At 67.9% G+C, this 26,946-nt stretch carries 17 protein-coding genes; 7 read left to right on the forward strand and 10 right to left on the reverse strand.

The genetic code is table 11. The annotated features are described in order from the left end of the window. The first annotated feature begins 225 nt into the window (after nt 1-225). The 3 genes from DW2_RS02670 to DW2_RS02680 all read left to right on the forward strand — a co-directional run bounded on the left by DW2_RS02670 (nt 226) and on the right by DW2_RS02680 (nt 10,465). Complete coding sequence (locus DW2_RS02670) at nt 226-1,257, forward strand: universal stress protein (RefSeq protein WP_038143594.1); 1,032 nt, start codon at nt 226-228, stop codon at nt 1,255-1,257. Then, nucleotides 1,254-9,683: a GH36-type glycosyl hydrolase domain-containing protein gene (locus tag DW2_RS02675; RefSeq protein ID WP_081874818.1), complete on the forward strand. Its 8,430-nt coding sequence runs from the start codon at nt 1,254-1,256 to the stop codon at nt 9,681-9,683. Before DW2_RS02670 ends, DW2_RS02675 begins: the two co-directional genes overlap by 4 nt. Before the next feature lie 119 nt (nt 9,684-9,802). Then, the gene (locus tag DW2_RS02680) at nt 9,803-10,465 is read left to right on the forward strand and encodes an HhH-GDP family DNA glycosylase (protein ID WP_051855216.1); all 663 of its coding nucleotides are present in this window, start codon (nt 9,803-9,805) and stop codon (nt 10,463-10,465) included. A 235-nt stretch (nt 10,466-10,700) separates the two neighbouring features. Here the strand turns inward: DW2_RS02680 and DW2_RS02685 are convergent, their stop codons facing one another. After that, the gene (locus DW2_RS02685; protein ID WP_238321252.1) at nt 10,701-11,696 is read right to left on the reverse strand and encodes a LacI family DNA-binding transcriptional regulator; all 996 of its coding nucleotides are present in this window, start codon (nt 11,694-11,696) and stop codon (nt 10,701-10,703) included. A gap of 138 nt (nt 11,697-11,834) precedes the next feature. Between DW2_RS02685 and DW2_RS02690 the strand changes: the two genes are divergently transcribed. The 4 genes from DW2_RS02690 to DW2_RS02705 all read left to right on the forward strand — a co-directional run bounded on the left by DW2_RS02690 (nt 11,835) and on the right by DW2_RS02705 (nt 15,409). After that, nucleotides 11,835-12,371 (forward strand): gluconokinase, encoded by a 537-nt coding sequence (locus DW2_RS02690; protein ID WP_051855218.1) that lies wholly within the window; start codon nt 11,835-11,837, stop codon nt 12,369-12,371. Between the two features lie 24 nt (nt 12,372-12,395). Then, nucleotides 12,396-13,415, forward strand: a complete 1,020-nt coding sequence (locus DW2_RS02695) for a TRAP transporter substrate-binding protein (protein ID WP_038143600.1) — start codon at nt 12,396-12,398, stop codon at nt 13,413-13,415. 75 nt (nt 13,416-13,490) lie between these two features. Then, complete coding sequence (locus DW2_RS02700) at nt 13,491-14,087, forward strand: TRAP transporter small permease subunit (RefSeq protein WP_081874819.1); 597 nt, start codon at nt 13,491-13,493, stop codon at nt 14,085-14,087. Further along, on the forward strand, nt 14,084-15,409 hold the full coding sequence (locus tag DW2_RS02705; RefSeq protein ID WP_038143602.1) for a TRAP transporter large permease: 1,326 nt from the start codon (nt 14,084-14,086) through the stop codon (nt 15,407-15,409). Before DW2_RS02700 ends, DW2_RS02705 begins: the two co-directional genes overlap by 4 nt. 70 nt (nt 15,410-15,479) lie before the next feature. Here DW2_RS02705 and DW2_RS02710 read toward each other — a convergent pair whose 3' ends face one another. From DW2_RS02710 to DW2_RS02750, 9 genes are all read right to left on the reverse strand, one after another. Beyond that, the gene (locus tag DW2_RS02710; RefSeq protein WP_038143603.1) at nt 15,480-17,156 is read right to left on the reverse strand and encodes a thiamine pyrophosphate-dependent enzyme; all 1,677 of its coding nucleotides are present in this window, start codon (nt 17,154-17,156) and stop codon (nt 15,480-15,482) included. A gap of 218 nt (nt 17,157-17,374) precedes the next feature. Next, nucleotides 17,375-17,617 carry an acyl carrier protein gene (locus DW2_RS02715; protein WP_038143606.1) on the reverse strand — a complete coding sequence of 81 codons (243 nt, stop codon included), beginning with the start codon at nt 17,615-17,617 and terminating at the stop codon, nt 17,375-17,377. Next, nucleotides 17,614-18,801 (reverse strand): dihydrolipoamide acetyltransferase family protein, encoded by a 1,188-nt coding sequence (locus tag DW2_RS02720; RefSeq protein ID WP_038143607.1) that lies wholly within the window; start codon nt 18,799-18,801, stop codon nt 17,614-17,616. Before DW2_RS02720 ends, DW2_RS02715 begins: the two co-directional genes overlap by 4 nt. Before the next feature lie 6 nt (nt 18,802-18,807). Next, a complete protein-coding gene (pdhA, locus tag DW2_RS19300) occupies nt 18,808-20,805 on the reverse strand; it encodes a pyruvate dehydrogenase (acetyl-transferring) E1 component subunit alpha (protein WP_038143610.1) in 1,998 nt (665 codons plus the stop codon). Beyond that, the gene (gene acsA / locus DW2_RS02730) at nt 20,802-22,541 is read right to left on the reverse strand and encodes an acetate--CoA ligase (RefSeq protein WP_038143612.1); all 1,740 of its coding nucleotides are present in this window, start codon (nt 22,539-22,541) and stop codon (nt 20,802-20,804) included. Before acsA ends, pdhA begins: the two co-directional genes overlap by 4 nt. A gap of 143 nt (nt 22,542-22,684) precedes the next feature. After that, nucleotides 22,685-23,788: an ABC transporter ATP-binding protein gene (locus tag DW2_RS02735; protein WP_038143614.1), complete on the reverse strand. Its 1,104-nt coding sequence runs from the start codon at nt 23,786-23,788 to the stop codon at nt 22,685-22,687. A 3-nt stretch (nt 23,789-23,791) separates the two neighbouring features. Then, nucleotides 23,792-24,685 carry a carbohydrate ABC transporter permease gene (locus tag DW2_RS02740; protein ID WP_051855219.1) on the reverse strand — a complete coding sequence of 298 codons (894 nt, stop codon included), beginning with the start codon at nt 24,683-24,685 and terminating at the stop codon, nt 23,792-23,794. Further along, entirely contained in the window at nt 24,685-25,584 is a 900-nt protein-coding gene (locus tag DW2_RS02745) for a carbohydrate ABC transporter permease (RefSeq protein ID WP_038143615.1), read from the reverse strand. The genes DW2_RS02740 and DW2_RS02745 overlap by 1 nt, the downstream gene beginning before the upstream one ends. Before the next feature lie 47 nt (nt 25,585-25,631). Continuing rightward, entirely contained in the window at nt 25,632-26,876 is a 1,245-nt protein-coding gene (locus DW2_RS02750; RefSeq protein WP_038144003.1) for an ABC transporter substrate-binding protein, read from the reverse strand. Nucleotides 26,877-26,946 lie beyond the last annotated feature (70 nt).

Below are 26,946 nucleotides of genomic sequence, written 5' to 3' on the forward strand. Positions count from 1 at the left end.
CGAAACAGGCAGCGATCCCGCTGCCTGTTTTCCGTTGTGCGCAGTCGCGTGGCTGTTGCCAACCTGATGACGGGCCACGCGATCACATCCCCGGCACCTTGCCCTGAACGCGCCTTCCAGACTGCCCGAAGTTGACGCCTGACAATGACGGCGCCGTTTGAGGCGCGCATTCTCCCCCGATGCACCGCCCCGCTTCATGACCCGCACCGAAGAAGGGAGTTCACCTTGGTTCCGCCTCATCTGCATGCCGCACCGACCGTCTCGCCGCGCGGCGGCGAGCCGGGCACCGCCCGGCCGATCTTTCGCCATGTCATGGCCTGTATCGACCATTCGGTCGATGCGCGGCGCGTCTTGCAGCAGGCCGCGACCATCGCCGAACTCTCGGGCGCGGAACTGACTGCGCTTCGCGTGCTGCCGACGGTCCGGGACGAACGCTATGCCGACCCCGTCGAATGGGAGCTGTCGCGGCGCGAGGAGAACGCCTATCTGCGCCGGGTGGCACGCGATCTCGACGCGCCCGAGACCATGAAGACGGCGATCATGACCGGCTGCCAGGCGGCGCGCTGCATCCTAGATGCGGCGCGAGAAAGCGGCGCGGATCTCGTGGTGCTCGGTGCGGGTGCGCGCGAGAACCCGAGGGGCTGGGGGCTCGGCGGCACCGCGCGCCATGTCGCCGAGGATTTCGACCGCTCCGTGCTCATCGTCCCGGAAGGCCCCTGGGAGACCCGCCCTGCCGACGCGCTCCCCCGGCGCATCCTGGTCCCTCTCGACGGCTCCGCCCGCGCCGAGGCCGCGCTGCGCATCGCCGCCGCCATCGCGCCCAAGCGTGCCGCAGAGCTGGTGCTGGTGCATGCCGTCCCGCAGATCGAGCTGCACACGGAAGGCCCCGAAGCCCCCGAGGATGAAGCCCTGCGCGATCGCCTGACCCGGCGCGCGGAACATATCGCGAAAACGCGGCTCGACCGTCTGCGGCGGCTCCTGCCGGCCGACACGATCCGCAGCCGCGTGCGCATGTTGAGCGGCGAGGAGCCGCGCCGGGCGCTCGCACGGACCCTTCTCGAGGAGGAGGGCGAGCTTGTCGTGCTGGCCGCGCGCGGAACCGGGAGCGATCCGGATCTGCCGATCGGGAGCACTGCGGATTACCTCCTGTCGCATGCGGTCTCGCCCGTGCTTCTGGTGCGCAGCGCGGAGCCGATGTCGCATCGGACCGCCGGATCCGCGCCCCGGCGGCGCCCGACCGTCCGGGGTGGCTCGTGACCGCCGAAGGCGAGAATCTGGTCACAAATCGGGTAGCAGGCGCCGCAGAAACCCTGCGCCATCACCATGGGGTCTGCGCCGCAATCCCGAAGCCCCTGCCGGTCTGGAGCCGGTTGAACGCGATCCCCGACTGGCTGGAGGAGGCCCGGCGCGCCTGTCGCAAACCGCCCGCCGAAGCCGCGAAGGCGGCGGAATGGCTTCTCGACAACGAATACCATGTGCGCCGCGCGGTGCGTCAGGTGCGCGCCGACATGCCCTGGGCCTTCTATCGCCGCCTTCCCAGTCTGGCCGCACCCGAATGCGAGGGGCTGCCGCGGGTCTTTCTCGCAGCGCGCGGCTATCTCGAGGCGACCCATGCCCAGCTCAGCCTCGACTCGGCGGTGCATTTCATGGAGGCCTATCAGGGGGAGGACGGGCTGACGATCGCCGAACTCTGGGCCTTTCCCGCCATGCTGCGGCTGGCGTGCCTTGAGGCGATCGTGCTGGCCTTTTGCGAACTGGTGCCCGCGCTCGAGCCCCCCTTTCCCCCCGCCGCCGGCGCACCGGGAGAGGCAGACCGCGACCCGACCGAGGCGATCTCGCGCGCCATCGTCGCGCTCGCGGCGATCTCGCGTATCGACTGGAAGGATTTCGTCGAGGCGACGAGCCATGTCGAGGCGATCTTGCGGAAGGCCCCAGATGGCTTGCACGCCCAGATGGATTTCGAGACCCGCGACATGTATCGCCGCGCGGTCGAGGCGCTCGCTCAGGGATCGGGGCGGTCCGAGCAACGGATCGCGCAAGACGTGATACGCATGGCGCAGACCCATTCGGGCGCTCCCCGCAAGATGCATAGCGGCTGGTGGCTCATCGGCGACGGCCGCGCCGAGATGGAGGCAATGACCGGCTTCCGTGCGCGCCCCTCCGAGGCGGTGCGCAGATGGGTGCTGGCCCATGCCGGGCTCGCCTATGCCGGATCGCTTCTCGGGTTCGGCGCGCTGGCGCTCGCCTTGCCGCTGGCCCTTGTCATTTTCTATCGCGCGGGCGTGGTGGAAATGCTGATCGCCTCCGTGCTCCTGATCGTCGCGGCCTCGATCCCCGCCGTGACCGTGACCAACTGGATCGTCACCCAGATCCTCCCGCCCCGGGTTCTCCCGAAGATGGATTACCGAGACGGCCTGCCCGCGCATATCCAGGGCGCGGTGATCATGCCGGTGATCCTGCGCAGCGCGCCGGAGGTGCCCGCGCTTCTCGAACAGCTCGAACGGCATTGGCTGACCAACCCCGATGCGCGGCTGCGCTATGCGCTCCTGAGCGATCTCGCGGATGCGCAAAGCGAAACCGCCCCCGAAGACGCGGCCATCGAGGAGGCGCTGGCCGCCGGTATCGTCACCCTCAACCGGCGCCATCATCCCGACGCGCCTTTCGTGCTCCTGCACCGCCGCCGCCGCTGGAACGAGACCGACCGGATCTGGATGGGTTGGGAGCGCAAGCGCGGCAAGATCGAGGAGTTCAACGAATTCCTCCATGGCGGCGCGGAGGAGGCCTTCCCGCTGCGCGAGGGCGATGTGGCGGGGCTGCGTGCGGCCCGCTTCGTCGTGACTCTCGATGCCGACACGATGGCACCGCCGGGATCGGTGGCGCGCCTCATCGGCACGCTCGCCCATCCCCTGAACCGGGCCGAATTCGACAAGCGGGGCGAGCGGGTGGTGGCGGGCTACAGTTTCATCCAGCCGCGCATCGAGATCTCGCCCGAAGCCGGAGGCGCGTCACTTTTCACCCGGCTCTATACCGGCGACACGGCGATCGACATCTACAGCCGCGCCGTGTCGGACGTGTATCAGGACCTCTTCGGCGAAGGGATCTTCACCGGCAAGGGCGCCTATGACGCGACCGCCTTCCGCCAGAGCCTGCGCGGCCGGGTGCCGGAAAACGCGCTGGTCAGCCATGACCTGTTCGAGGGGCTGCACGGGCGCGCCGCGCTCGCCTCCGACATCGTCTTCTACGAGGGCTTCCCAGCCCGTTACCCCGATTACGCGCTGCGCCTGCATCGCTGGATCCGCGGCGACTGGCAACTGCTGCCCTGGCTCGGACGCCACCCGCCCGGCCGCGAGGAGCGCAGGCTGCGCAATCCCCTCTCCGCGCTCGATCGCTGGAAGATCCTCGACAACCTGCGCCGCAGCCTGATCCCGCCCGCGCTGGTTCTGCTGGCGCTCGCGGGCTGGCTGATCGTGCCGCGCGCCGCCCCGCTCTGGACGCTGCTGGTGCTGGCCGCGCCGGGGACCTATCTGGTCACGAACGTCGTCTCGGGCATCGCCCACGGACGCCGCCGCGGCGCGGTGCAGGAACGATGGCGCCAGTTTCTCGATCATTCCGGACGCTGGGCGCTCGAGGTCGTGTTCATGGCGAATGAGGCCATCCTCGCGCTCGACGCGATCGCCCGCGCCCTGTGGCGTCTCACCGTGTCGCGCCGGCGGATGCTGGAATGGGTCACCGCCGCCCATGTGGCAGAAGCGGGGGCTGCCACCCGCGCCCGGTTCTGGACCGAGATGGCAGGCGCGCCGGCGTTGGCCGTGGCGATCGGCGGGTTGCTGGCCTGGCTCGCCCCCGGCGCCCTGCCCGGCGCCCTGCCCCTGCTGATGCTATGGATCGCCTCGCCGGAAATCGCGCGGCTCATCGGACGCCCCCGCGAGCGGCCCTCGGAGGCGCTGGCGGAGAAGGACCGGACCTGGCTGCGCCACCTCGCCCGGCGCACCTGGCTCTATTTCGAGACCTTCGCGGGCCCGGAGGACAACTGGCTGCCGCCCGACAATTACCAGACCGAGCCGCATGAAGAGGTCGCCCACCGGTCTTCGCCCACCAATGTCGGGATGCAGTTTCTCTCCACCCTGGTCGCGCTGGATCTCGGCCATACGGGGCTGCGCGATTTCTCGGTGCGCAGCGCGCATGCGCTCGGTGCGCTGGACCGGATCGAACGCCATCGCGGCCATGTCGTGAACTGGTTCGACACCCGCACGCTGGAATCGCTCGCGCCGCGCTACGTCTCGACGGTCGATAGCGGCAACCTCGCGGTGGCGCTGGTGACCCTTCGCGAAGGGCTGATCGAGGCGGCGGACGGGCCGGCTCTCTCGCCCGCGCTCTGGGACGGTCTCGTCGACACGCTGGGTCTCTTGGGCGACGCGCTCGAAAGCCTGCCCGGATCCCGGGCGGGCGCGCTGCCGGATCAGGTCGAGGGCATGATCGAAACCGCTCGCCACGTCCGCAACCGACCGTTGGACTGGGCGCGCACCGTTCGCCGGATGCGCCGGGAGGAACTGCGCGCACTTTCCGAGGCCATGCCGGAAGCGCTCGAGGGCGCACCGGACGAGACGGTGAGCGAGGCCCATCTCTGGCTCGAACGCAGCATCCACCACGCCGACAGCCTCATCCGCGATCTCGATGCGCTCTGCCCGTGGCTGACGATCGGTGAGGACGACGAACTGGCGGCCGAAATCGCGGCGCGCTGGCCGCCCGATACCCGGCTCGATCAGCTCGATGGGGTCCTGCGGGACGTCCGGGCGCGGCTTGAGGACGCGGGCGCGGAGAGCCCTGCACGCGACGCGCTCCTCGAAGCGGTCGCGCGGGGCAGCGCGGCCCAGTCCGCGCTCCGCGACAGCCTGCGCGAGAGCGCCGGAAAGGCCAGTGCCTTCGCAACCGAAATGGATTTCAGCTTCCTCTACGACCGCGAGAGCCGGACCTTCTTCATCGGCTACAATCTCAGCTTCGACCGGATGGATCTGCATCGCTATGACCTGCTCGCCTCCGAGGCGCGGCTGGCCAGCTATTTCGCCATCGCCAAGGGCGACGTTCGGGCCGAGCACTGGTTCCATCTCGGCAGGCCGCTGTCGCGCTCCTCGGGGACACTCATCATCCTGTCCTGGAACGGGTCGATGTTCGAATATCTGATGCCGGCGCTCCTGATCCGCAGCGCGCCCGGCCAGCTCGTCGGACAGAGCGAGGCCGGCGCGGTGGAGGTCCAGATCCGCTACGGCCGCCGGCTGGGCCTGCCCTGGGGCGTATCGGAGGCCGCCTTCGCCACACGGGACGCCGCGCTGCGCTACCAGTACCGCGCATTCGGCATCGTGGGTCTGGGCATGAAACAGGGACTCGCCGAGGATTACGTCGTCGCGCCTTATGCCAGCGCGCTCGCGCTCGCGACGCGGCCGCGCGCGGCGATCGACAATCTGCGGCGGCTCGAGGGGATGGGGTTGCGCGAGCGCTTCGGCTTCTACGATTCCGTCGATTTCACCCCCTCGCGCCGCGACGACCCGCCCGGCTACACGCCGGTGCATGTCTTCATGGCCCATCACCAGGGCATGCTGCTCTCGGCGCTCGGCAATGCGCTTTGCGACGATATCCTCGTGCAACGCTTCAATCGCGACCGGCGTATCTCCGCGATCGACCTGCTGCTTCACGAACGGGTGCCGTGGGAATACGTGCCCGAGCCGCTGCCCGACGAAGGGGCCGAGACCGCCGTGCAGGAGCGCCGCGAGATCCCCGTTCTGCACGGGTGGCCCGCCTCCGAGACGGCGGAGCACCAATGCCACGGTTTCGGCAACGGCCGGCTCTCGGCCTGGCTCTCCGAGGCGGGCGGCGCAACGCTGTGGTGGCATGGACAGTCGCTCACCCGCTGGGCCGCCGATCCGCTGCGCGACGAAAGTTCGGCGCGTCTGCTCCTGCACGACGTCTCGGATGGCGAGGTCTGGGATTTCCGGCGTCGTCCGGATCGCTGGGTGGACGTGATGTTCCATGCCGAGAAGGCCAGCTTCCACCTCCAGCATCACGACATCGCCGCCACCCAGGAAATCACCATCGCCGCTGCGGACGATATCGAGATCCGCCGCGTCACGCTGGTCAACAATGGCGACGATACCCGCGAAATCGAAGTGACGAGCTATGCCGAGCCGGTGCTGTCCGCGCATGCGGCGGATGAGCGTCACCCGCTCTTCAGCAAGCTTTTCCTGCATAGCGAAACGGTCCCGCGGCTGAACGGGTTGCTCTTCACCCGCAGGCCCCGCCGCCCCGGCGACGCGCCCCCCGTGATGCTGCACCGGCTGCTTGCCGAGGATGCAGCGGTCGCATTCGCGGGCACCGAGAGCGACCGCCGCACCTTCCTCGGCCGTCACGGCAGCCTGACCGACCCCGCGGTTCTCGCGCGCGCCCTGAGCGGAACCGAGGGCTGGACCCTCGACCCTGTCGCTGTGCTCCGGGCGCGGGTGCGGCTCGCCCCCGGTGAACGCGCGAAACTGGCATTCCTCACGATTGCGGCGGGTTCTCGGGAAACCGCATTCGAGCTGGCTGATCGCTATTCCAGCGATGCGGCGCTCGACTGGGCCTTCGAGGACGCGATGCGCAGCGCCGCCATCGACGCGGACCGAGCGGGCACGACTCAGCCGCTCCTGATCGACGCGCAGCGGCTCGCCGGGCCGCTCCTCGCGCCTGCGATCCGGCCGCCGGCGGCGCTCGACGCTCCGCTGCCCGGCCAGCCCGATCTCTGGGGGCTCGGCCTCTCGGGCGACCTTCCCATCGTGCTGGTCCGGATCGCGGATGCGGATCATACCGATCTGCTGCCCTCCGCGGTGCGGGTCCAGCGCTGGTGGCGCCGCCACGGGCTGCGGACCGATCTCGTGGTGCTCGGCACGACCGCGTCGAGCTACGAGGCCCCGATCGCGTCCCGGCTGGCCGAGGTTCTCCGCGATGCGGGGCTCGCCGAAAGCCTCGGCGGCGATGGCGGCATTCATCTGCTCAGCGCGGACCGCCTGACACCGGCGCAGATGCGCGCGCTCGAAGGGCTGGCGGCACTGACCCTCGACGGTGCGGCGGCGACCCTCTCGCAGGCCCTTGCCCCGGAACCGGAGGTGCCCCCGAAACCGCCCTTCTTCGCGCCCGGCGGGGCGGCCGGGCCGGAAACCGCGCCCCCGCTGGAACGTCCGAGCGATCTCGGCTTCGACAACGGGTTGGGCGGCTTCTCGGAGGAAGGCCGCGACTACCTCATCCACCTCGATCCCGGCCGCACCACCCCCGCACCCTGGTGCAACATCCTGGCCAATGACAGCTTCGGCACCCTCGTCTCCGAGGCGGGGCTCGGCTTCACCTGGAACCTCAACAGCGGCGAATTCCGCCTCACCCCCTGGTTCAACGATCCGGTCACGGACGCACAGGGCGAGGCGCTCTATCTGCGCGACGAGGAAACGGCGGAGATCTGGACCGTGAGCCCGCTCCCCGCCGGCAAGGGCGGCAGCGTCCAGACGACCCATGGCGCGGGGGAGACGGGTTGGGCCCGGAACGATCGCGGCTTGCGTCAGCGCATGAGCGTCTGCGTGCCGCCGGACGCGCCGGTGAAGCTCGTGACGCTTCATCTGGCCAACACCACCGATCGGCCGCGCCGGATCACCGCGACCTATTATGCCGAATGGCAACTCGGCGCACTTGCGAGCGTGACGCGCCCGCATGTGATCTGCGGCTACCATGCGAGCGCCCGGGCGCTCACCGCGCGCAATGGCTGGTCGCTGGAATTCGCCGGACGCATCGCCTTTCTCGCCGCGAGCCGCCCCGCCCACAGCCTGAGCTGCGACCGCGACGCCTTTCTCGGACGCGGGGGAACGGCCCGCCCGGAAGGCCTGCAGCGCTGGAACCTCGGCGGCAGGCTCGAGGCGGTGCGCGATGCCTGCGCCGCCTATCAGGTTCATCTCGATCTTGCCCCGGGCGCGAGCGAGGAGGTCACCTTCGTTCTCGGCGCCGCGGGCGATGGTGCGGAACTGGAACGGCTCGTCGCGGACCATACGCGGCCCGAGGGCGTCGCCGCCGCCCTGACGCAGACACGCGACGCATGGGACCACCGGCTCGGCGCGGTCCGGGTGGAGACGCCCGACCCCGCCTTCGACCTGATGATCAATCGCTGGCTCCCCTACCAGACCCTCGCCTCACGGATATTGGCGCGGGCGGGGTTCCATCAGGCGGGGGGCGGTATCGGGTTCCGCGACCAGCTTCAGGACATGATGGCGCTGCTGGTCTCCGATCCGGCGCGGGTGCGCGCCCATATCCTCGCCTGCGCCGCGCACCAGTTCGAGGAAGGCGACGTTCTGCATTGGTGGCATCTGCCGGGCGAACGCGGCGTGCGCACGCGCTGCTCGGATGACATGATGTGGCTGGTCTATGCCACCCACCGCTATGTCGCGGCCACCGGCGACGACACGATCCTGTCCGAGACGATCCCCTTCCTCACTGCCCCGCCGCTCGCCGAGGACGAGGAGGACCGATACGCCGCCTTCGAGACCGGCGCCGACCCCGCCACCCTGCTCGAGCATTGCGCGCGGGCGATGGAACGCGGGGCAAGCGCGGGGGCGCATGGTCTGCCCCTCATCGGCAGCGGCGACTGGAATGACGGGATGGACCGCGTCGGCATTCACGGGCGCGGCGAAAGCGTCTGGCTCGCCTGGTTCGCCGCCCTGTGCGCCGACGCCTATGCCGATCTCGCCGACCGCGCTGGCCGGGACCGTCAGGCACAATACTGGCGCAGGCGCGCGGGCGAGCTTCGGCGCGCGGCGGAAACCTCGGCCTGGGACGGGGCGTGGTACATGCGCGCCTTCGACGATGACGGGGATCCCTGGGGCTCGAAGGCGAATGAGGAATGCCGGATCGACAGCATCGCGCAATCCTGGTCGGTCCTCGGGAGGTCCCATGACGGCTCCCGCGCCGCCCAGGCCGTCCACTCGGCCGCGGAGCGCCTGATCGACCGCGATCTGCGCCTCGTCCGGCTGCTGACGCCGCCCTTCGACCGGACCCCGCGCGACCCCGGCTATATCCGCGCCTACCCGCCCGGCGTGCGCGAAAACGGCGGCCAGTACACCCATGCCGCGACCTGGCTCGGGCTCGCCTTCGCCCGGCTCGGCGACGGCGATGCGGCGCGCGAGATCTTCGATCTGATCAACCCCCTGCGTCGCACCGAGACGATGGCGCAGGTCGAGGCCTATCGCGGCGAGCCCTATGTGATGCCGGCCGATGTCGGAGGCGCTCCCCCCTTCGGCGGTCGCGCGGGCTGGACCTGGTATACCGGTGCGGCCGGTTGGGCCTGGCGCCTCGGTGTCGAAGGCATTCTCGGGCTGGAACTCTCGGGCGGCAAGCTGCGCATCGCCCCCTGTCTGCCCCGCGACTGGTACGGATACCGCGCAACCGTCCGGGGCCCCGCCGGAAGCCTCGGCATCGAAGTGGTGGCCGTTGACGAAGAACGCCCCGCCGAACCCTCGCGCGCGCCTGCGCAGGAGGTCGCGCCCGGAAGCCTCGTGGACTTCCCGATAGACGGGTCGGTCCGCGAGCTGCGCATGCACATTCCCCGCGCGCGCGGTACGGAGGATGTCAGTCCCGACCAGAGCCCGACCGATCCACCCGGTCGCACCGAGACCCCCTGAGCGCGAACGCGCGCGCCCTGTCGATCCCCCCGCAAGGGCCGACCGGCCAAACCTGAAAAACTGGGATCTGAGCGCTAGATTGGTGACGGATGAGGACGAGCGCAGAGCCAGAGGCCAGGATGACCGGAGAACTCGACGACCGCGCGCGGCAGGTGCTGGTGAGCCGGTTGCTGGACCGGCACGGGCGCAGCTATGCCGAGGAGATCGGGCTCGATCTGACGAACGAGACCGCCTGGTTCGGCTGGCTCTGCGCCGCGCTCCTGATGAGCGCGCGCATTTCTGCCGAAGTCGCGACGCGCGCGGCGCAGGCCCTGATCGAGGCCGGGCTGGACACGCCCGGAGCGATGGCGCGCAGCAGCTGGTCGGCGCGGGTCGCGCTCCTCGATCGCGCCGGATATGTGCGCTATGACGAGCGTACCGCGCGGATGCTGGGCGAGATGGCCCGGCGCGTCCTCGACCTGTACGGCGGCACGCTCGGTTTCTTGCGCGAAACGGCGCGCCACGATCCCGCCGAGGAGCGACGGCTGCTTCTGGAATTCAAGGGCATCGGCCCGGTCGGGGCGGATATCTTCCTGCGCGAGATGCAGCTCGCCTGGCCCGAGATCTATCCCTTCGCGGATGCGCGGGCGCGCAAGGCCGCCGCCCGGCTCGGCCTGCCCGACAAGGTCGGGGATCTGGCCGGTCTGGTGCCCCGCGCCGAGTTCCCGCGCCTGCTCGCAGCGCTGGTGCGCGTCGATCTCGCCCACGAAACCGAGCGGCTCCGCCTCGACCTCGACAGCTAGCGCGGGACAATGCGCCCCATATGACACTCTTGCCCGAAGCCGGGGGCGGTCAGCTTTGGTATTCGCATTTCGACCGCGTCCTCGATCTGGCCACGGGTGCCCACTGACGCTGCCATCCAAGGCCGCCTTCTAGAGCGATATATTGTTTATCTTCCGCTCCTTACGACTCTTCTTTAATACACAACATTAAGTCCAGAGGCGACGCGGGACCGACGTCCAAGCTATGCGCCCAGGATTACCGCCCCCGCATCGTCGATCGGCGCGGCATGATCTGGAAGCCCAGGTCGACGACCTTCCCGGCCTCGGGCACGTCGCCGGCCAGCGCATCGAGGATGAGCTGCACCGCGCCCTCGCCCATCTCGCGGCGGAAGGTGCGCACCGAGGTGATCGGCGGCTCGGCGGCGCCCATCATCTCCATGTCGTTGAAGCCGCAGATCCCCAGCTCATCGGGGATCCGCAGGTTGCGCCGCTGCGCCTCGAACATCGCACCAAGCGCGATATCGTCATTGATGCAGAAAATCGCGTCGGTCTCGGGCGCGACGCCGAGCAGTTCCGCCAGCAGATGCCCGCCCAGCGTCACCGAGGACGGCCGCGTCGTCGTATGCACCCGCCGTCCCTCGTCGATCCCGCGCGCTCTCAGCTCGTCGCGAAACCCGTGCAGGCGGCGCTGCGTACGCGGATCCATCCGCGCACCGAGAAAGCCGGGGTTGCGATAGCCCTGTTCGATCAGATGCGCGGTCGCCGCCCGCGCGGCGTCGTAATGCGAAAATCCGATCATCAGGTCATGCGGCGCGGGGCCCGTCTCCATGACCTGGACCACCGGGCAGCCCGCATCGGCCAGCAGGGCCTGCGCCGCATCGGTCTGGTCGATCCCGGTCACGATCATCCCGGCGGGGCGCTGGCGCAAGAAGAGCCGGATGAGATTTTCCTCCGACAGGGGCGCATAGCGCGAGTAACCGAGCTGGACCGAATAGCGCGTGCCCTCCACTGCCGAATAGATCCCGTCCATCACCGCCGCGAACACATTGTTCGAGATCGAGGGCAGGATCACCGCGATCACGTCCGACCGTGTCGAGGCGAGCGCGCGCGCTGCCGGATCGGGCAGGTAGCCCAACGATTCGATGGCCGCCGCGATCTTCGACTTGAGCGCCTCCGAAACCACCTCGGGATTGCGCAGTGCACGAGAGACAGTGGCAACGCTTACACCCACTTCCTGCGCCACATCGCGCATCGTCACCGGCTTATTTTCTTTATTTTTATTCATATTTCTTCAGCGCACCTTTTTGCAGCCTCTCGATCGCGTGTTGACGAATGTAACCGCTTACATTACCCCTCACCGAAGAAACACGGCGAGGCCCGGCAAGGCAAGATGGCAGATTTATCCACCCTCGGCATAGCCCCCATTCTGGTGATGGGCGTCTGCGGCACCGGCAAGACGACGATCGCGCGACGCACCGCGCAGGCGATGGGTGCGGCCTTTCTCGATGCCGACGATTTCCACCCGCCCGAGAACGTGGCGCGGATGGCGGCGGGCCTGCCGCTCGACGACTCGATGCGCTGGCAGTGGCTCGACCGGGTGGCCGAGGCGGTGGCCGAGACGACCCGGCGCGAGGGGGCGCAGGTGGTGCTGGCCTGTTCTGCGCTCAAGCGCACCTATCGCGACCGGCTGCGCGCGCGGCTGGGCCCGATCCATGTCGCCCATCTTTCCGGCCCGCCCGCGTTGATCGCCGAGCGGATGACCGCGCGGCCGGGTCATTTCATGCCCGTGGGCCTGCTCGACAGCCAGCTGGCCGATCTCGAACCGCCGGGACAGGAGGAAGACGCTCTGATCTGCGACATCTCGCGCCCACCCGAGGCGCTCTGTGCGCAGATCCGAGCCAAATGGGGCCCGGCCCTGCAAGAGTGAAATCGTCGAAAACTGGAGGAGACCATGACGAAACACATCCGCTACACCGCCATCGCGGCGCTCGCCTCGCTGTCGCTCGCAGGCGCGGCGCATGCCGAAACCCACAAGTACAAGTTCCAGTCCTCGGACCCCGCGGGCAATCCGAACTTCGTGCTGCAGCAGAACTGGGCCAAGGACCTCGCCAAGCGCACCGACAACCAGATCCAGATCGAGATGATGCCGGTGGGCTCGGTCGTCGAGCATAACGAGACCCTCGACGCGACCGGCGCAGGCATCATCGACGGGATCGTCACCGACATTTCCTATTTCGCGGGCAAGGATCCGGCCTTTTCGCTGCTGGGCAACCCGGTCGGGGCCTGGTCGAGCACCGATCAGCTGCTCGATTTCATGAACAATGGCGGCGGCCAGCAGCTCGGCAACGACCTCTTCGAGCCCTATGGCGTGCATTATGTCGGCTCGACCACGACGGGGCTTGAATCGCTCGTCTCGAAAGTGCCGCTCGACGGGGTGGCCGATCTCAAGGGTCTGAAGATGCGCGCCCCCGAAGGGCTGGTGCAGGATGTCTTCGCCGCCGCGGGCGCCGCGCCGGTGAACCTGCCCGGCTCCGAGGTCTATACCGCGCTCGACAAGGGCGTGATCGACGCGGCCGACTACACCGTGTTCTCGACCAACCAGGCGCAGGGCCTCAACGACATCGCGCCGAACCCGGTCTATCCGGGCTTCCACTCGATGCCGCTCGTGGGGATCGCGATGAACAAGAAGGAGTGGGACGGCCTCTCGCCCAATCTGCAGAAGGCCTTCGAGGACTCGGTCAAGCAGTTCGCGACGACCGAGGTCAACGATCTCGCCGCGGCCGACAAGAAGGCGGTGGCCGAGGCCGAAGCGGGCGGCAAGATCCATATCCACGACTGGTCGGCCGAGGAGCGCGCCAAGTTCCGCCGTATCGCGATCACCCAATGGGAGAAGGTGGCGAAGAAATCCGAGAAGGCCCAGCATGTCTATGACGTCCTGACCGCCTATCTCAAAGAGAAGAACCTGCTCTGAGCAGCTTCTCCATGCGGGGTCGCCAGGTGCGGCCCCGCTCCTTTTTCCCGTAGATCCGACAGCAACGGCGAAGTCATGACCCAGCCCGATCCGACCGAGGGCGCCCCGCACGCGCCTGAACCCACCCAAATCGAACCCGAACATGGCGCAATCTCCGAGACCGGCCTTCTTGGCCGGTGGATCGACAGGACGGGGCTCGTCTTCGCGATCGGGATCGTCGCCTCGGCGCTGATCCTGCTCAACGAGGTCGTGCTGCGCTACGGCTTCAACAGCCCGACGATCTGGGCCCATGAAACCACGATCTTCCTCTGCGCGATGGCCTTCGTCTATGGTGGGCTCTATTGCGTGGTGCGCAACAGCCATATCCGCGTGGTGCTGATCTACGACATGATCACCGGCCGCGCGAAACGCGTGCTCGACGCGGTGATCTCGCTGATCTGCCTCTTCGCGGCCGCCTTCTTCGCCTGGGCCGCCTACGGGATGGTTATGAAGGCCGTCTTCCGCCCCGGCGGCGAGATCCATTTCGAGACCTCGGGCAGCGCCTGGGACCCGCCCTTCCCCGCCTGGCTCAAGATCTTCCTCTTCGTCGTGCTGTGCCTGATGGTGGTGCAGTTCGTGATCATGGCGGTGAACTACCTGCGGGGCGCGCTGCGCAAAGAGGCCGGCGAATGATCGAGCACCTGCTGCATTTCGACCTCTCCGCGCTCGGGATCGGCTATGGCACGCTTTTGCTCTTCGTGCTGCTGATCGCGCTTCTGCTCACCGGGATCCCGCTCGCCTTCGTGACCCTGCTCGTCGCGCTGATCTTCGCGCTCGGCTGGTTCGGGCCTATGGCGGTGCCGCTGATCACCAGCCGCGTCTACTCCTTCGTCTCCAGCTTCGTCTTCGTCTCGGTGCCGATGTTCGTGATGATGGCGGCGCTGCTCGACCGATCCGGGATCGCGCGAGATCTGTTCGAGGCGATGAAGCTCGTGGGTGGGCGGATGCGCGGCGCGGTGGCGGTCCAGACGATCTTCGTCTCGGTCATCCTGGCTGCGATGTCGGGCATCATCGGCGGCGAGATCGTGCTCCTGGGGCTCCTCGCCTTGCCGCAGATGATCCGTCAGGGCTATGACCGCAAGCTCGCGATCGGGGTGATCTGCGCGGGCGGCTCGCTCGGCACGATGGTGCCGCCCTCGATCGTTCTCATCATCTACGGGCTGACCGCGAATGTCTCGATCGGCGATCTCTTCACCTCGGCCTTCATTCCGGGCTTCATGCTCGCGGGGTTCTACGTCCTCTTCGTGATCGTGCGGGTCAAGCTGAACCCCGGTCTCGCCCCGATGCCCGAGCCCGACGACCGCCCCTGGTCGGAGAAGATCAAGCTCCTGAAGGGCCTCGTGCTTCCGGTCCTGGTGATCGGCTTCGTGCTCGGCTCGATCTATGGCGGGATCGCATCCGTCACCGAGGCCTCGGCGCTCGGCGTGGCGGGGGTGATGCTCTCGACGCTCATCCGCGGAGAGCTGACGCTCTCGATGCTCAAGGGCGCGGCGCTGCAGACACTCTCCACCTGCGGCATGATCGTGTGGATCGGGATCGGCGCCTCGGCGCTGGTGGGCGTGTTCAACCTGATGGGCGGGATCGATTTCGTCTCGGCGCTGCTCAAGGGCGTCTCGGATACGCCGATCGTGGTGATCCTGACGATGATGGCGATCCTGTTCTTCCTCGGCATGTTCCTCGACTGGGTCGGGATCGCCTTGCTGACGATGCCGATCTTCGTGCCGATCGTGAAGGATCTGGGCTACGACCCGGTCTGGTTCGGCGTGGTCTTCGCGATGAACATGCAGGTGAGCTTCCTCTCGCCGCCCTTCGGGCCCGCTGCCTTCTACCTGAAATCGGTCGCGCCGAAGGACATCACGCTGGGCGAGATCTTCCGCTCGCTCCTGCCCTTCATCGCGATCCAGATCTTCGCGGTCGGGCTGCTGGTGGCCTTCCCCGCGATCACCGGCCACTGAGGGACGAGCCGTAACGACACGATCCCGGCCGAGCGGTGCTTCGGCCGGGATTTCTTGTTTCTTCGGCGGCTCAGCCCGTCTGCTTCGCGGCCAGCGCCGCCTCGCGCATCGCCGAAAGCGACTGGCGGGGCGTGAGCGCTTCGGGCGAGATCGCGAGGTCGAGCACCGCGCCGGTCTCCGAGGCCAGCGCCCGCTCGAAGGCAGCGGCGAAATCTTCGGTCGTCTCGACGCGTTCGGCATGGAACCCGTAGGCCCGCCCGAGCGCCGCGAAATCGGGGTTGCCCGCCATCGTCGTGCCCGAGACGCGGGTCGGGTAATTGCGCTCCTGATGGGCGCGGATCGTGCCGTAGATGCCGTTATCGAGGATCAGGATGATCGGCTGCGCACCCGCCTGCGCGGCCGTGGCCAGTTCCTGGCAGGTCATCTGGAAATCGCCGTCGCCCGCGAAACAGACCACCGTCTTCTCTGGCTGCGCCACCTTGGCCGCGACGGCGGCGGGCACGCCGTAGCCCATCGCGCCCGATTGCGGCGCGAGCAGCCGCGCCTCGGGGCCGAAGCGGAAGAACCGCCCCGACCAGACCGCGAAATTGCCCGCACCGTTGGTCAAGATCATGTCCTCGGGCAAACGCTCGCGCAGATGGGCGCAGACCTTGCCCATATCGACCGGCGAGGGCAGATCGGGCAGGTCGAACCCGGCCTCGTAGGCCGCGCGGCCCTCGGCGCGCCATTTTGCCCAGTCGCCCGTCACGGGTTCCAGCGCCCCAAGCGCCTCGGCAAAGGCATTGGGCCCGGCATGGATGCCCAGTTCCGGGCGGTAGATCTTGCCGATTTCCAGATCCGAGCCGTGAACATGGATCAGCCGCTGCGCGGGCTGCGGCACGTCAAGCAGGGTGTAGCCGTCGGTGGAGTTCTCGCCGAAGCGGTTGTTGATCGCGAGGATCACGTCGGCTTCGCGGATCAGGCGCTTCACATGGGGCATCATCCCGACGCCCGCCTCGCCGCAGAACGAAGGCGAGCGGTTGTCGAACTGGTCCTGGTAGCGAAAGACCGAGACGACCGGGATATCGGAGGCTTCGGCAAAGCGCTGGATCGGCGCGGTGCCCGGCCCTTTCCAGTTGCACCCGCCATAGAGGATTAGCGGGCGCGCCGCGCCTGCGAGCATCTCGCGCAGGCGCGCCATCGCGTCCGGGTCGGGGCGCGGTTCGGTGATCGCGGCGGGGGCGCTCAGGGGCGCGACGTCGGTCGTCGCGGTCAGCATGTCCTCGGGCAGCGCGACCACGACCGGGCCGGGACGCCCCGTCACCGCCATCGTCCAGGCGCGCGAGAGGATCTCGGGGATCCGCTCGACCCGGTCGATCTCGACCGCCCATTTCGCCATCGTGCCGAAGACGGCCCGGTAGTCGATCTCCTGAAACGCCTCGCGGCCCTTCATGTCGGTGCCGACGTGCCCCACGAACAGGATCATCGGCGCGGAATCCTGCATCGCGGTATGCACCCCGATCGAGGCATTGGTCGCGCCGGGCCCGCGGGTCACCATGCAGATGCCGGGCTGGCCGGTCAGCTTGCCATAGGCGGCGGCCATGAAGCTCGCGCCGCCTTCCTGACGGCAGAGCACGAAATCCAGGACCCCTTGCGTGTCATGCAGCGCGTCGAGCACCGCGAGGTAGCTTTCCCCCGGCACCCCGAAGGCGTTGCGCGCGCCCAGCCCCACAAGGCTATCGACCAGCAATTCTCCACCGTTTCGCATCTCTCTCCCCTTCGCCCGTTGCCCGTTGCCCGCTGCGGATCGCCGGCGGCTGCGCTTCTCGCAAACGCCTAGCACAGGGCGCCCGGCAAGAGCGACCCCGAGATCGCATCCGTCGCAGGACACCCCCGAGTGCAAGCGGATCGGGCGCGGGCACGGAACGGGACTATCCGCACGACCCGCGCCAGCGACCGAGGTCGCGGGGTCGCGGAGCGCCCGGTTCAGATCTTTTCCGCCAGGAACTTCGCGGCGAGATCGGGCGTGGCGATGCGCGGATACTCGGCCTCGGAGATGGCGACGCCGAAGCGGGAATTGAGCGCGATCACCAGATTGAGGATATCCATCGAGTCGAGCTCGAGATCGTCCTGGAGGTGATCGGAACCCCGAACGGTTGCGGGGTCGATATCAGGGGCCACGCGGACGAGTTCCTCGATATAGGCGCGGCGGATGTCGTCTTCGGTCATAGGGCCTCCGGCATTTGCAGCTTCGCGTCGAGCGCGGTCAGGAATTTCGATCCGAGCCGCCCATCGCTGACGCGGTGATCGGCGGCGAGCGTGAAGGTGACGGCGCGCGCGGCGATCACCGCGCCGTCGCGCACCAGCGCCCTTTCGCCGGGGGCGCCCGCGGTCACCAGCGCGACCTGCGGCGGCACGATGATCCCCGCCATCGCCTCCACCCCGCTCTCGCCGAGCCCGGAGAAGGTGAGTGTCGCCATGCTCATTTCCGAGCTCTTGAGCCGTCCCGCGCGGGCGCGCATCGTCAGATCGCGCATCGCCGCCATCAGATCGGGCAGGCTCAGCGTGTCGGCATCGAGGATCGCAGGCGCCACCAGCCCGCCGCCGCGCAGCGCGATCGCGAGCCCCAGATGCACCGCGGATGCGGGCTCGAACCCCTGTGCACCGAAATATCCGTTCACCGAGCGCTCCTCGCGCGCGGCCAGCGCGACCGCCTTGACCAGAAGCGCCCCCATCAGCAGGCGCTCCTCCGGCGGGCGATCGGCATTGGCCTGTGCGAGCCAGTCGCTTGCCGCGCTCAGATCGACCGTATGCGTGATGTAGTAATGCGGGATCTCGCGTTTCGAGCGCGCCATCGCGGCGGCGATCGCCTTGCGCATCTCGGCGAGGAACGCGCCGCGATCGGGTGCGCGCGGCGCTTGCGCCCCGGCCGCCGCCTCGACATCGGCCAGCACCACCGCCCCGTCCGGACCGCTGCCCTCAAGCGTTTCGAGGGCGATCCCCAGTTCGGCGGCTTTCGCCTTCGCCGCCGGCGAGGCCGCGATGCCCGCGGGCGTCACAGGCGGCGCGGGCGGGGGCGCGCGCGGCACCTCCGGCGCGGCCTCCTCGGCCTTCACCGGTGGCACTGCTTCCGGCGCAGCTTCCGGGGGTGGTGCGGGCGCCACGGGCACCGCCTCTCCCGGCGCTCGGATCTGCGCCATCGGCGCGCCCACCGGCAGCGTCTGCCCGAGATCGGCCAGCAGCGTGTCGACCGTGCCGTCCTCGAAGACCTCGATCTCGATGGCGCCCTTCTGGGTCTCGACCACCGCGATCACGTCGCCGCGCTTGACCCGGTCGCCGGGCTTGACCAGCCATTCGACCAGTTTTCCGGCCTCCATGTCGGCCCCGAGCGATGGCATCGTGAACTCGGCCATCCCCGCTCACCCCTTCCCCAGCGCCGCTTTCGCGGCAGCGACGATCGCGGGAACCTCGGGCAGAGAGGCGTCCTCGAGATGTTTGGGATAGGGGATCGGCACCTCGGCCGAGCAGACCCGCCCCACCGGCGCATCGAGATGCCAGAACGCCTGTTCGCCGATCCGCGCCGCGATCTCGGCCGAGAGCGAGCCCGAACGCCATCCCTCGTCGACGATCACCGCCCGACGCGTGCGCGCAAGCGAGCCCATGATCGTCGCATCGTCGAGCGGGCGCAGCGTGCGCAGGTCGATCACCTCCGCCTCGATCCCCTGCCCCGCCAGTTCCTCGGCCGCCTCCAGCGTCTTGAACAGCGACCCGCCATAGGTGATCAGCGTGATGTCGGAGCCCGGCCTGCGGATCGCAGCCTTGTCGATCTCGACCGGCCCGGCATTGGCGGCGATCTGGCCGGTCATGTTGTAGAGCATGACATTCTCGAAGATCAGCACCGGATCGGGGTCCTCGAGCGCGGTCCAGAGCATCCCGCGCGCATCCTCGAGCGTGGCGGGCGCCAGCACCCTCAACCCCGGGATATGCGCATACCACCCTTCGAGCGAATGGGAATGCTGGGCGGCGAGCTGCTTGCCCGCGCCGGTCGCGAGCCGGATCACCACGGGCGCGCCGAACTGCCCGCCCGACATGTGCCGAAGCGTGGCTGCGGTGTTCATGATCTGATCGAGCGCAAGCAGCGAGAAATTCACCGTCATCACCTCGACGATGGGCCGCAATCCCGCCGCGGCCGCCCCGATCCCGGCCCCGGTGAAGCCCGACTCGGAGAGCGGCGTGTCGCGGATGCGATCCTCGCCGAATTCCTCCATCAGTCCCTTGGACACGGCGTAACAGCCGCCGTAAGCGCCCACATCCTCGCCCATCAGGAACACCCGCTCGTCGCGCGTCATCGCCTCGCGGATCGCCTGCTTGACCGCTTCGCGATAGGTCATCTCCACGGTCTCGGCGCCCGGTTCGGGTGCTACGGGCGGTTCGGGGCGCAGATCCGCCATCACGTGGCGGGTGAGCGTCTCGAGCGGCTCCCACGCGCTCGTCTCGGCAAACTCGACCGCCGCCGCGATCTCGGCATCCACGTCCGCCTCGATCTTCGCCACCTCGTCGGAATGGATCAGACCGGCCTCGGAGAGCCAGGACTGGAAGCGCAGGATCGGCCCCTTCGCCCGCCAACGCTCGACCTCCTCCTTGTCGCGGTAGAGCTGGGCGTCGAACATGGAATGGGCGCGGAAGCGATAGGTCAGGCATTCGAGGAAATAGGGTTTGCCGGTCTCGCGGATCGCGGCGATCGCGCGGCGCGCCGCCGCTTCCACCGCGACCACGTCCATGCCGTCCACCTGCTCGGTCTCGACACCGTAGCTCGCGGCCTTGCGGTGGATATCGGTCTCGGCCTCGGTCCGGTCGAGCGCGGAGCCCATCGCGTAGCCGTTGTTCTCGCACACGAAGAGCACCGGGAGCGACCACAGCTCGGCGAGGTTCATCGACTCGTGGAACTCCCCCTCCGCCACCGCGCCTTCGCCGAAGAAACAGGCGGTCACGTTGTGCGCGCCCGTCATCCGGTCGCGCAGGGCGAGCCCCGCGGCAAGCGGCAGCCCGCCGCCCACGATCGCATTGCCGCCGTAGAAATTGCGCTCGGCGTCGAAGATGTGCATCGAGCCGCCGCGTCCGCCCGAGGCCCCCGTGGCCTTGCCATACATCTCCGCCATCACGTCGTTCATCGGCACCCCGCGCACCAGCGCATGGCCATGTTCGCGATAGGTCCCGACGACGCGGTCATCCGGCCCCAGAAGCGGGATCACCCCGGTCGCGATCGCCTCCTCGCCGTCATAGAGATGCAGGAAGCCGCGAATTTTCTCCTGCGTGTAGAGCTCGGCGCATTTGTCCTCGAAACGGCGAATGCGGATCATCTCGCGCAGCAGCGTGCGGACATGGTCATGGGTCAGATGTGGCTTCTCGGCTTTCATGTCTCGTCACTCTCCAGCGTCGAAATGTCCCCTTCGGGCAACCCCAGTTCGCGCGCCTTCAGCAGGCGGCGCATGATCTTGCCCGAGCGTGTCTTGGGAAGGGATTTGCGAAACACCACCTCGCGCGGGGCCACCGCAGGCCCCAGATTCTTGCGCGCAAGGCCGCGGATGTCGCGTTCGAGCTCCTCGGAGGGCTCGAAGCCGGGATTGAGCGCGACATAGGCCTTCACGACCTCGCCCGCGGTCTCGTCCGGCAACCCGATCACGGCGGCCTCGGCCACCGAAGGATGCTCGATCAGCGCGCTTTCCACCTCGAAAGGGCCGATCAGGTGGCCGGAGGACTTGATCAGATCGTCGGCGCGGCCCACGAACCAGAAATACCCCTCCGCGTCGCGCATCGCGAGATCGCCCGAGAGATACCAGCCGCCGACAAAGCACTTCTCGTAGCGCGCCTCCTCATGCAGATAGGTGCGCATCATCGAGGGCCAGCCGGGACGCAGCGCCAGCTCGCCGATCTCGCCGGTGCCGCAGTCGCGCAGCCCCTCGTCCGTGCGCTCGACGATCCCCGCCTCGATCCCAGGAAGCGGCTTGCCCATCGAGCCCGGATGCACATCCATCGCCTGGGTATTGGCGATCATGATGCCGCCCGTCTCGGTCTGCCACCAGTTGTCGTGGAAGGGCCGGCCGAAGGCCTCCTTGCCCCAGACGACCGCCTCGGGATTGAGCGGCTCGCCCACCGAGGCCATGAAGCGCAGCTGCGAGAGATCGTAGGGCGCGGCCGCCTCCTTGCCCGCGCGCATCAACATCCGGATCGCCGTGGGCGCGGTGTACCAGACCTCGACCTTCTCGTTCTGCAGGATCGAATACCAGCGCTCGAGCTCGAAATCGGCCTCGTCCACGATCATCGTCACCCGGTTCACCAGCGGCGAGATGATCCCGAAGGAGGTGCCGGTGACCCAGCCCGGATCGGCGGTGCACCAGTAGCGGGTGCCCGGCTTCAACTCGAGCGCATAGCGCCCGGCGGCGGCATGCATCACCACCGCGTTGTGGACATGCACCGCCCCTTTCGGCTTGCCGGTCGTGCCGGAGGTGAAATGGATCAGCGCGGGATCCTCGGGGCGGGTATGGACCGCCTCGAATTCCTCGGAGGCCGCCGCCATCGCGGGACCGAGCGCGACGCAGCCCTCGGGCGCCTCCTCCCCGATGATGAGCACCAGTTTCAGCGAGGGGATCTCGTCGCGCCACGCCGCGATCTTGCGGCGGTAGATCGCCTCGGTCGTGACGAGCGCATTGGCCTCGCCGATCTCGAGCCGGGTGCGCAGCGGCTCGGGGCCGAATGCCGAGAAGAGCGGCGAGAAGATCAGGCCTGCCTTCAGCGTGCCGAGCGCCGCGATATAGAGGTCGGGAACGCGGCCCGCCAAACCGTAGAGCCGGTCGCCGGCTTCCAGCCCATGCGCGGCCAGCACATTGGCGAAGCGCGCGGTCCGGGCGGCGAGATCGGCATAGCTCAGATGCTCCCTCGCGCCCTCCTTGCCGAGCCAGAGGATCGCCTCCTCCGCGCCATGGCCCGACAGGACATGCCGGTCCACCGCCTCATAGGCGATGTTCAGGCCGCCATCGGGAAACCCGTCGAGCATCGCGCGCGCCTTGTCCCAGCCGAACTCGGCCCGCATCTCGTCGGTCAGACTGGCCGCCGCGCGTTCGGCAGCCGTCTTATGGATAACCTCCCAAGCCATCGCCTCTCCTTCCCCGGTGATGCGCGCCGAGATGGCCGCGTGATTTCCGGCCGACCCTCGGCAAGGCTACGCTGCCGCCCCGGCCGCCTTCATTGATCTTGCTCAAACCTGCGGCGATTGCCGCGATAGGCGGAGCGCGCAGTTCAGAACGCCCGGCCGGTCTTGGCATCGAAGAGCTTGGCCTTCGACATGTCCGCCTCGAAGGAAAAGGGCGTGCCGGGCGGGCGCGCATCCTCGGGCCGGACCCGCGCGATCACCTCGACCTCGCCGATCTCGAAAACGATCATCGTGTCGGGCCCTGTGGGCTCGACCACCTCGACCGGTCGCTCGAAGAGGAAGCGGTCGGGCCCGGGCAATTCCGTTCCCGCCGCGAAGATCGTCTCCGGCCGCAGCCCGAGAACCACCTCGTGCCCCTCGGCGACGCTCAATCCCTCGCTCAGTTTCGAGGGCAGGACGAAGTGGAGATCCTCGCCCACATCGACGGCGACGCGGCCTTCGCCATGCCGGATCCGGCCCGGCAGCATGTTCATCGGCGGCGATCCGATGAACCCCGCGACGAAGAGATCGACCGGGTTCTCGTAGATCTCCTCGGGCGGCCCGAATTGCCGGATATGCCCGTTATCCATCACCGCGATCCGTGACGCGAGCGTCATCGCCTCGATCTGGTCATGGGTGACGTAGACGACCGTCTTGCCGAGCCGCTGATGCAGTTTCTTGATCTCGGTGCGCATCTCGATGCGCAGCTTCGCGTCGAGATTGGAGAGCGGCTCGTCGAAGAGGAAGACGGCGGGCTTGCGCACCAGCGCGCGGCCCATCGCCACCCTCTGGCGCTGGCCTCCGGAAAGCTGGCCGGGCTTGCGGTGCAGAAGGTGGTCGATCTGCAGAAGCCGGCTGAACTCGGCCACCGCCTCTTCCTGCTGGTCTTTCGGGATCCGGCGGGTCTGCAAGCCGAAGGTGATGTTCTGGTGCACGGTCTTGGTCGGGTAGAGCGCGTAGGACTGAAAGACCATCGCGATGTCGCGATCGCGCGGCGGCACGTCATTGACGCGGTTCCCGCCGATCAGGACCTCGCCGCCCGTCAGCGTCTCGAGCCCCGAGATGAGGTTCAGGAGCGTCGATTTCCCGCAGCCCGAAGGTCCGACGAGCACGACGAACTCGCCGGGGTCGATGTCCAGATCGATATCCTTGATGACCTCGGTCGCGCCGAAGGATTTCCTGACGTTTCGAAGAGAGATGCCCGAGGCCATCCGTTATCCTTTCACAGCACCGGCCGACAGGCCGCGAACGAAATAGGCGCCCGCGACCACATAGACGAGCATCGTCGGCAGCGCGGCGATGATCGCCGCCGCCATGTCGACATTGTATTCCTTCACCCCCGTCGAGGTGTTGACGATATTGTTGAGCGCGACCGTCACCGGGTTGCTGTCGCCCACCGTGAAGGCGACGCCGAAGAGGAAGTCGTTCCAGATCTGGGTGAACTGCCAGATCACCGTGACCACGATGGCCGGGATCGACATCGGCAGCACGATGCGGAAGAAGATCCCGAAGAACCCCGCCCCGTCCACCTGCGCCGCCTGCACGATCCCGTTCGAGACGCCGACGAAGAAGTTGCGGAAGAACAGCGTGGTGAAGGCCAGCCCGTAGACGGTGTGCACCAGGATCAGCCCCGGCACCGTGCCCGCGAGGTTGAGCAGGCCCAGCGTGCGCGCCATCGGCAAGAGGATCACCTGGAAGGGAATGAAGGCCCCGAACAGGATCAGCGCGAAGATCCAGTCCGCCCCCGGAAAGCGCCATTTCGTCAGCGCGTAGCCGTTGATCGCGCCGAGCGCGGTCGAGAGCAGCACCGCGGGCACCGCCATCGCGATCGAATTCCACATGAAGGGCCTGAGCCCATCGCAGCGCACGCCCACGCAGGCCGAGTCCCAGGCCTTGGCCCAAGCCTCGAAGCTTATCGCGCGCGGCAGGCTCAGCAGCGTCCCCTCGCGGATCTCGGCCAGCGTCTTGAGCGAGGTCGAGACCATCACCACGAGCGGCACCAGATAATAGAGGCAGAAAAGGCCGAGCACCGCGAAGAGCAACGCCCGCATCAGCGTGCTGCGCAACCCCTTCGGCCGGACGATCCCGCTCGTTCTGCGTGCTCTCATCAGGCGGTCTTCCTCAGTTCCGAATAGAGATAGGGGACGATGATCGCGATGATCGTCATCAGCATCATCGTGGCGCTGGCCGCGGCCACCCCGAGTTCGCTGCGCTGGAAGGCGAAGGCGTACATGAAAGTCGCGGGCATGTCGGTCGCGTAGCCGGGGCCCCCGCCGGTCAGCGCGACGACCAGATCGAAGCTCTTGATCGCGAGATGGGCGAGGATGATCACGGTGGAGAGGAAGACCGGCCGCAGGATCGGCAGCACGATGCTGGTATAGGTCTTCCACGGACTCGAGCCGTCGACCGCCGCCGCCTTGAGGATCTCGTCATCGACCGATCTGAGCCCCGCGAGAAACAGCGCCATCGCATAGCCAGAGCTCTGCCAGACCGCGGCGATGACCAGCGTGTAGATCGCGTAATGGGAATTCACCAGCCAGTCGAAGGTGAAATTCTCGAACCCCGCCTCGCGCATAAGCCGCTGGAGCCCGAGGCCGGGATTGAGCATCCATTTCCAGACCGTCCCCGTCACGATGAAGGAGAGCGCCATCGGGTAGAGATAGACGGTGCGGATCAGCCCCTCGGCCCGCACCCGCTGATCGAGCAGGATCGCCAGCAGGATCCCGATCGCCATCGAGATCGCGATGAAGAGCGAGGAGAAGATGAACAGGTTCTTGATCGCGACATACCATCGCGGCGTCGCCCAGAGGCGCTCGTATTGCGCGAGCCCCTGGAAATCGTAGACAGGCATCACGCCCGAGGGCGTGAAGGAGATATAGGCCGTCCAGGCGATGAAGCCGTATACGAAGAACAGGCTCAGCGCGAAGAGCGGCGAGACGACAATCACCGGCAGCCGACGTTCGAGCCACCGTGCGGGACTGAATTGCGAGATCGGGGATCGGGCCATGGAAGGGGCGCGGGGACCAACCCGTCAGGGCTGGTCCCGGCCTTGCCTCACTGAGCGCGCGCGACGGCGTCGGAGAGCCGCTTCACCGCCGTGGCCGAGTCCATGTCGGAGTTGAAGAACTCCGTCACCAGATCGAGGAACTCGCCCCGGACCGAACGCGGGATCGCCATCTCATGCGCCATCGAGGGCACGAGCGTATCGTTCTCGATCGCCGCGAGCAGATCCTCGTGCGATTTCTTCGCGCACATGTCGAACTCGTCCAGGGGCACGTCGGTCCGCGCCGGGATCGAGCCCTTGGCGAGGTTGAAGGTCTTCTGGAAATCGGGCGACATGATCAGGCTCGCGAGAACCTGCTGACCCTTGAGGTTCTCCTCGCCCGACACCTTGAAGAAGGTGAAGCTGTCGGAGTTGAGCACGAAGCCGTTGCCCGGGGTCGGGATGCACAGGAAATCCTCGCCCGGCACCTTTCCGGCGGCGAGGAACTCGCCCTTCGCCCAGTCGCCCATGATCTGGAACGCCGCCTCGCCGCGCATCACCATCGCGGTCGCGAGGTTCCAGTCGCGGCCCGGGAAGTTCGGATCGACATAGCCGCGCAGCTTGCGCAACTGATCGAAGGAGGCGACCATCGTGTCGGAGGTCAGCGCCTCCTGATCGAGCTCCACCAGAGCCTTGCGGTAGAACTCCGCGCCGCCGATCCCGAGCACGACATCCTCGAAGACCGTCGCGTCCTGCCAGGGCTGGCCACCATGCGCGAGCGGCGTGATCCCCGCCTCCATCAGCTTGTCGGCGACGGCGTTGAACTCGTCCCAGGTCGTCGGCATCGTCTCGATCCCGGCATCGGCGAGCAGCTTGGGATTGGCCCACATCCAGTCGACCCGGTGGATGTTCACCGGCGCCGCGACATATTTGCCGTCATATTTCATGATCGAGGCCAGCACGGGCGGCAGCACGCTGTCCCAGTTCTCGGACTCCGCGACGCCTTGCACGTCATTGAGAGCGCCCTGCTCCGCCCATTCCTGGATGCCCGGCCCCTTGAGCTGGACGGCGGTGGGCGGATTGCCCGCGACGACCCGGGCGCGCAGCGCGGTCATCGCCGCATCGCCGCCCCCGCCCGCGATGGGCGAGTCGATCCAGGTGCCGCCCTGCGCCTCGAAGGCGGATTTCAGTTCGCCGACGGCCTTGGCCTCGCCACCGGACGTCCACCAGTGCAAGACCTCGACGGTCCCCTCCGCCCGCGCGGCACCGCTCACGGCAAGGGCCGCGATCGTTACCGGCGCGAACATTTTGCGCATCAAACTCATGATATCTTCCTCCCAAAACGCCGACGAGCATCCCGCATGGCCTTCGCCGGAGTGCGGAACG

The sequence above is a fragment of the Thioclava atlantica genome, assembly GCF_000737065.1.
In the GTDB taxonomy this organism is placed as follows: domain Bacteria; phylum Pseudomonadota; class Alphaproteobacteria; order Rhodobacterales; family Rhodobacteraceae; genus Thioclava; species Thioclava atlantica.

Excerpts from the sequence above, each read along its gene's own strand:
- DW2_RS02680 (WP_051855216.1), top strand. The coding sequence starts at position 9,803 with ATGACCGGAGAACTCGACGACCGCGCGCGGCAGGTGCTGGTGAGCCGG.
- DW2_RS02685 (WP_238321252.1), bottom strand. The coding sequence starts at position 11,696 with ATGCGCGATGTGGCGCAGGAAGTGGGTGTAAGCGTTGCCACTGTCTCT.
- DW2_RS02690 (WP_051855218.1), top strand. The coding sequence starts at position 11,835 with ATGGCAGATTTATCCACCCTCGGCATAGCCCCCATTCTGGTGATGGGC.
- DW2_RS02695 (WP_038143600.1), top strand. The coding sequence starts at position 12,396 with ATGACGAAACACATCCGCTACACCGCCATCGCGGCGCTCGCCTCGCTG.
- DW2_RS02700 (WP_081874819.1), top strand. The coding sequence starts at position 13,491 with ATGACCCAGCCCGATCCGACCGAGGGCGCCCCGCACGCGCCTGAACCC.
- DW2_RS02705 (WP_038143602.1), top strand. The coding sequence starts at position 14,084 with ATGATCGAGCACCTGCTGCATTTCGACCTCTCCGCGCTCGGGATCGGC.
- DW2_RS02710 (WP_038143603.1), bottom strand. The coding sequence starts at position 17,156 with ATGCGAAACGGTGGAGAATTGCTGGTCGATAGCCTTGTGGGGCTGGGC.
- DW2_RS02715 (WP_038143606.1), bottom strand. The coding sequence starts at position 17,617 with ATGACCGAAGACGACATCCGCCGCGCCTATATCGAGGAACTCGTCCGC.
- DW2_RS02720 (WP_038143607.1), bottom strand. The coding sequence starts at position 18,801 with ATGGCCGAGTTCACGATGCCATCGCTCGGGGCCGACATGGAGGCCGGA.
- pdhA (WP_038143610.1), bottom strand. The coding sequence starts at position 20,805 with ATGAAAGCCGAGAAGCCACATCTGACCCATGACCATGTCCGCACGCTG.
- acsA (WP_038143612.1), bottom strand. The coding sequence starts at position 22,541 with ATGGCTTGGGAGGTTATCCATAAGACGGCTGCCGAACGCGCGGCGGCC.
- DW2_RS02735 (WP_038143614.1), bottom strand. The coding sequence starts at position 23,788 with ATGGCCTCGGGCATCTCTCTTCGAAACGTCAGGAAATCCTTCGGCGCG.
- DW2_RS02740 (WP_051855219.1), bottom strand. The coding sequence starts at position 24,685 with ATGAGAGCACGCAGAACGAGCGGGATCGTCCGGCCGAAGGGGTTGCGC.
- DW2_RS02745 (WP_038143615.1), bottom strand. The coding sequence starts at position 25,584 with ATGGCCCGATCCCCGATCTCGCAATTCAGTCCCGCACGGTGGCTCGAA.
- DW2_RS02750 (WP_038144003.1), bottom strand. The coding sequence starts at position 26,876 with ATGCGCAAAATGTTCGCGCCGGTAACGATCGCGGCCCTTGCCGTGAGC.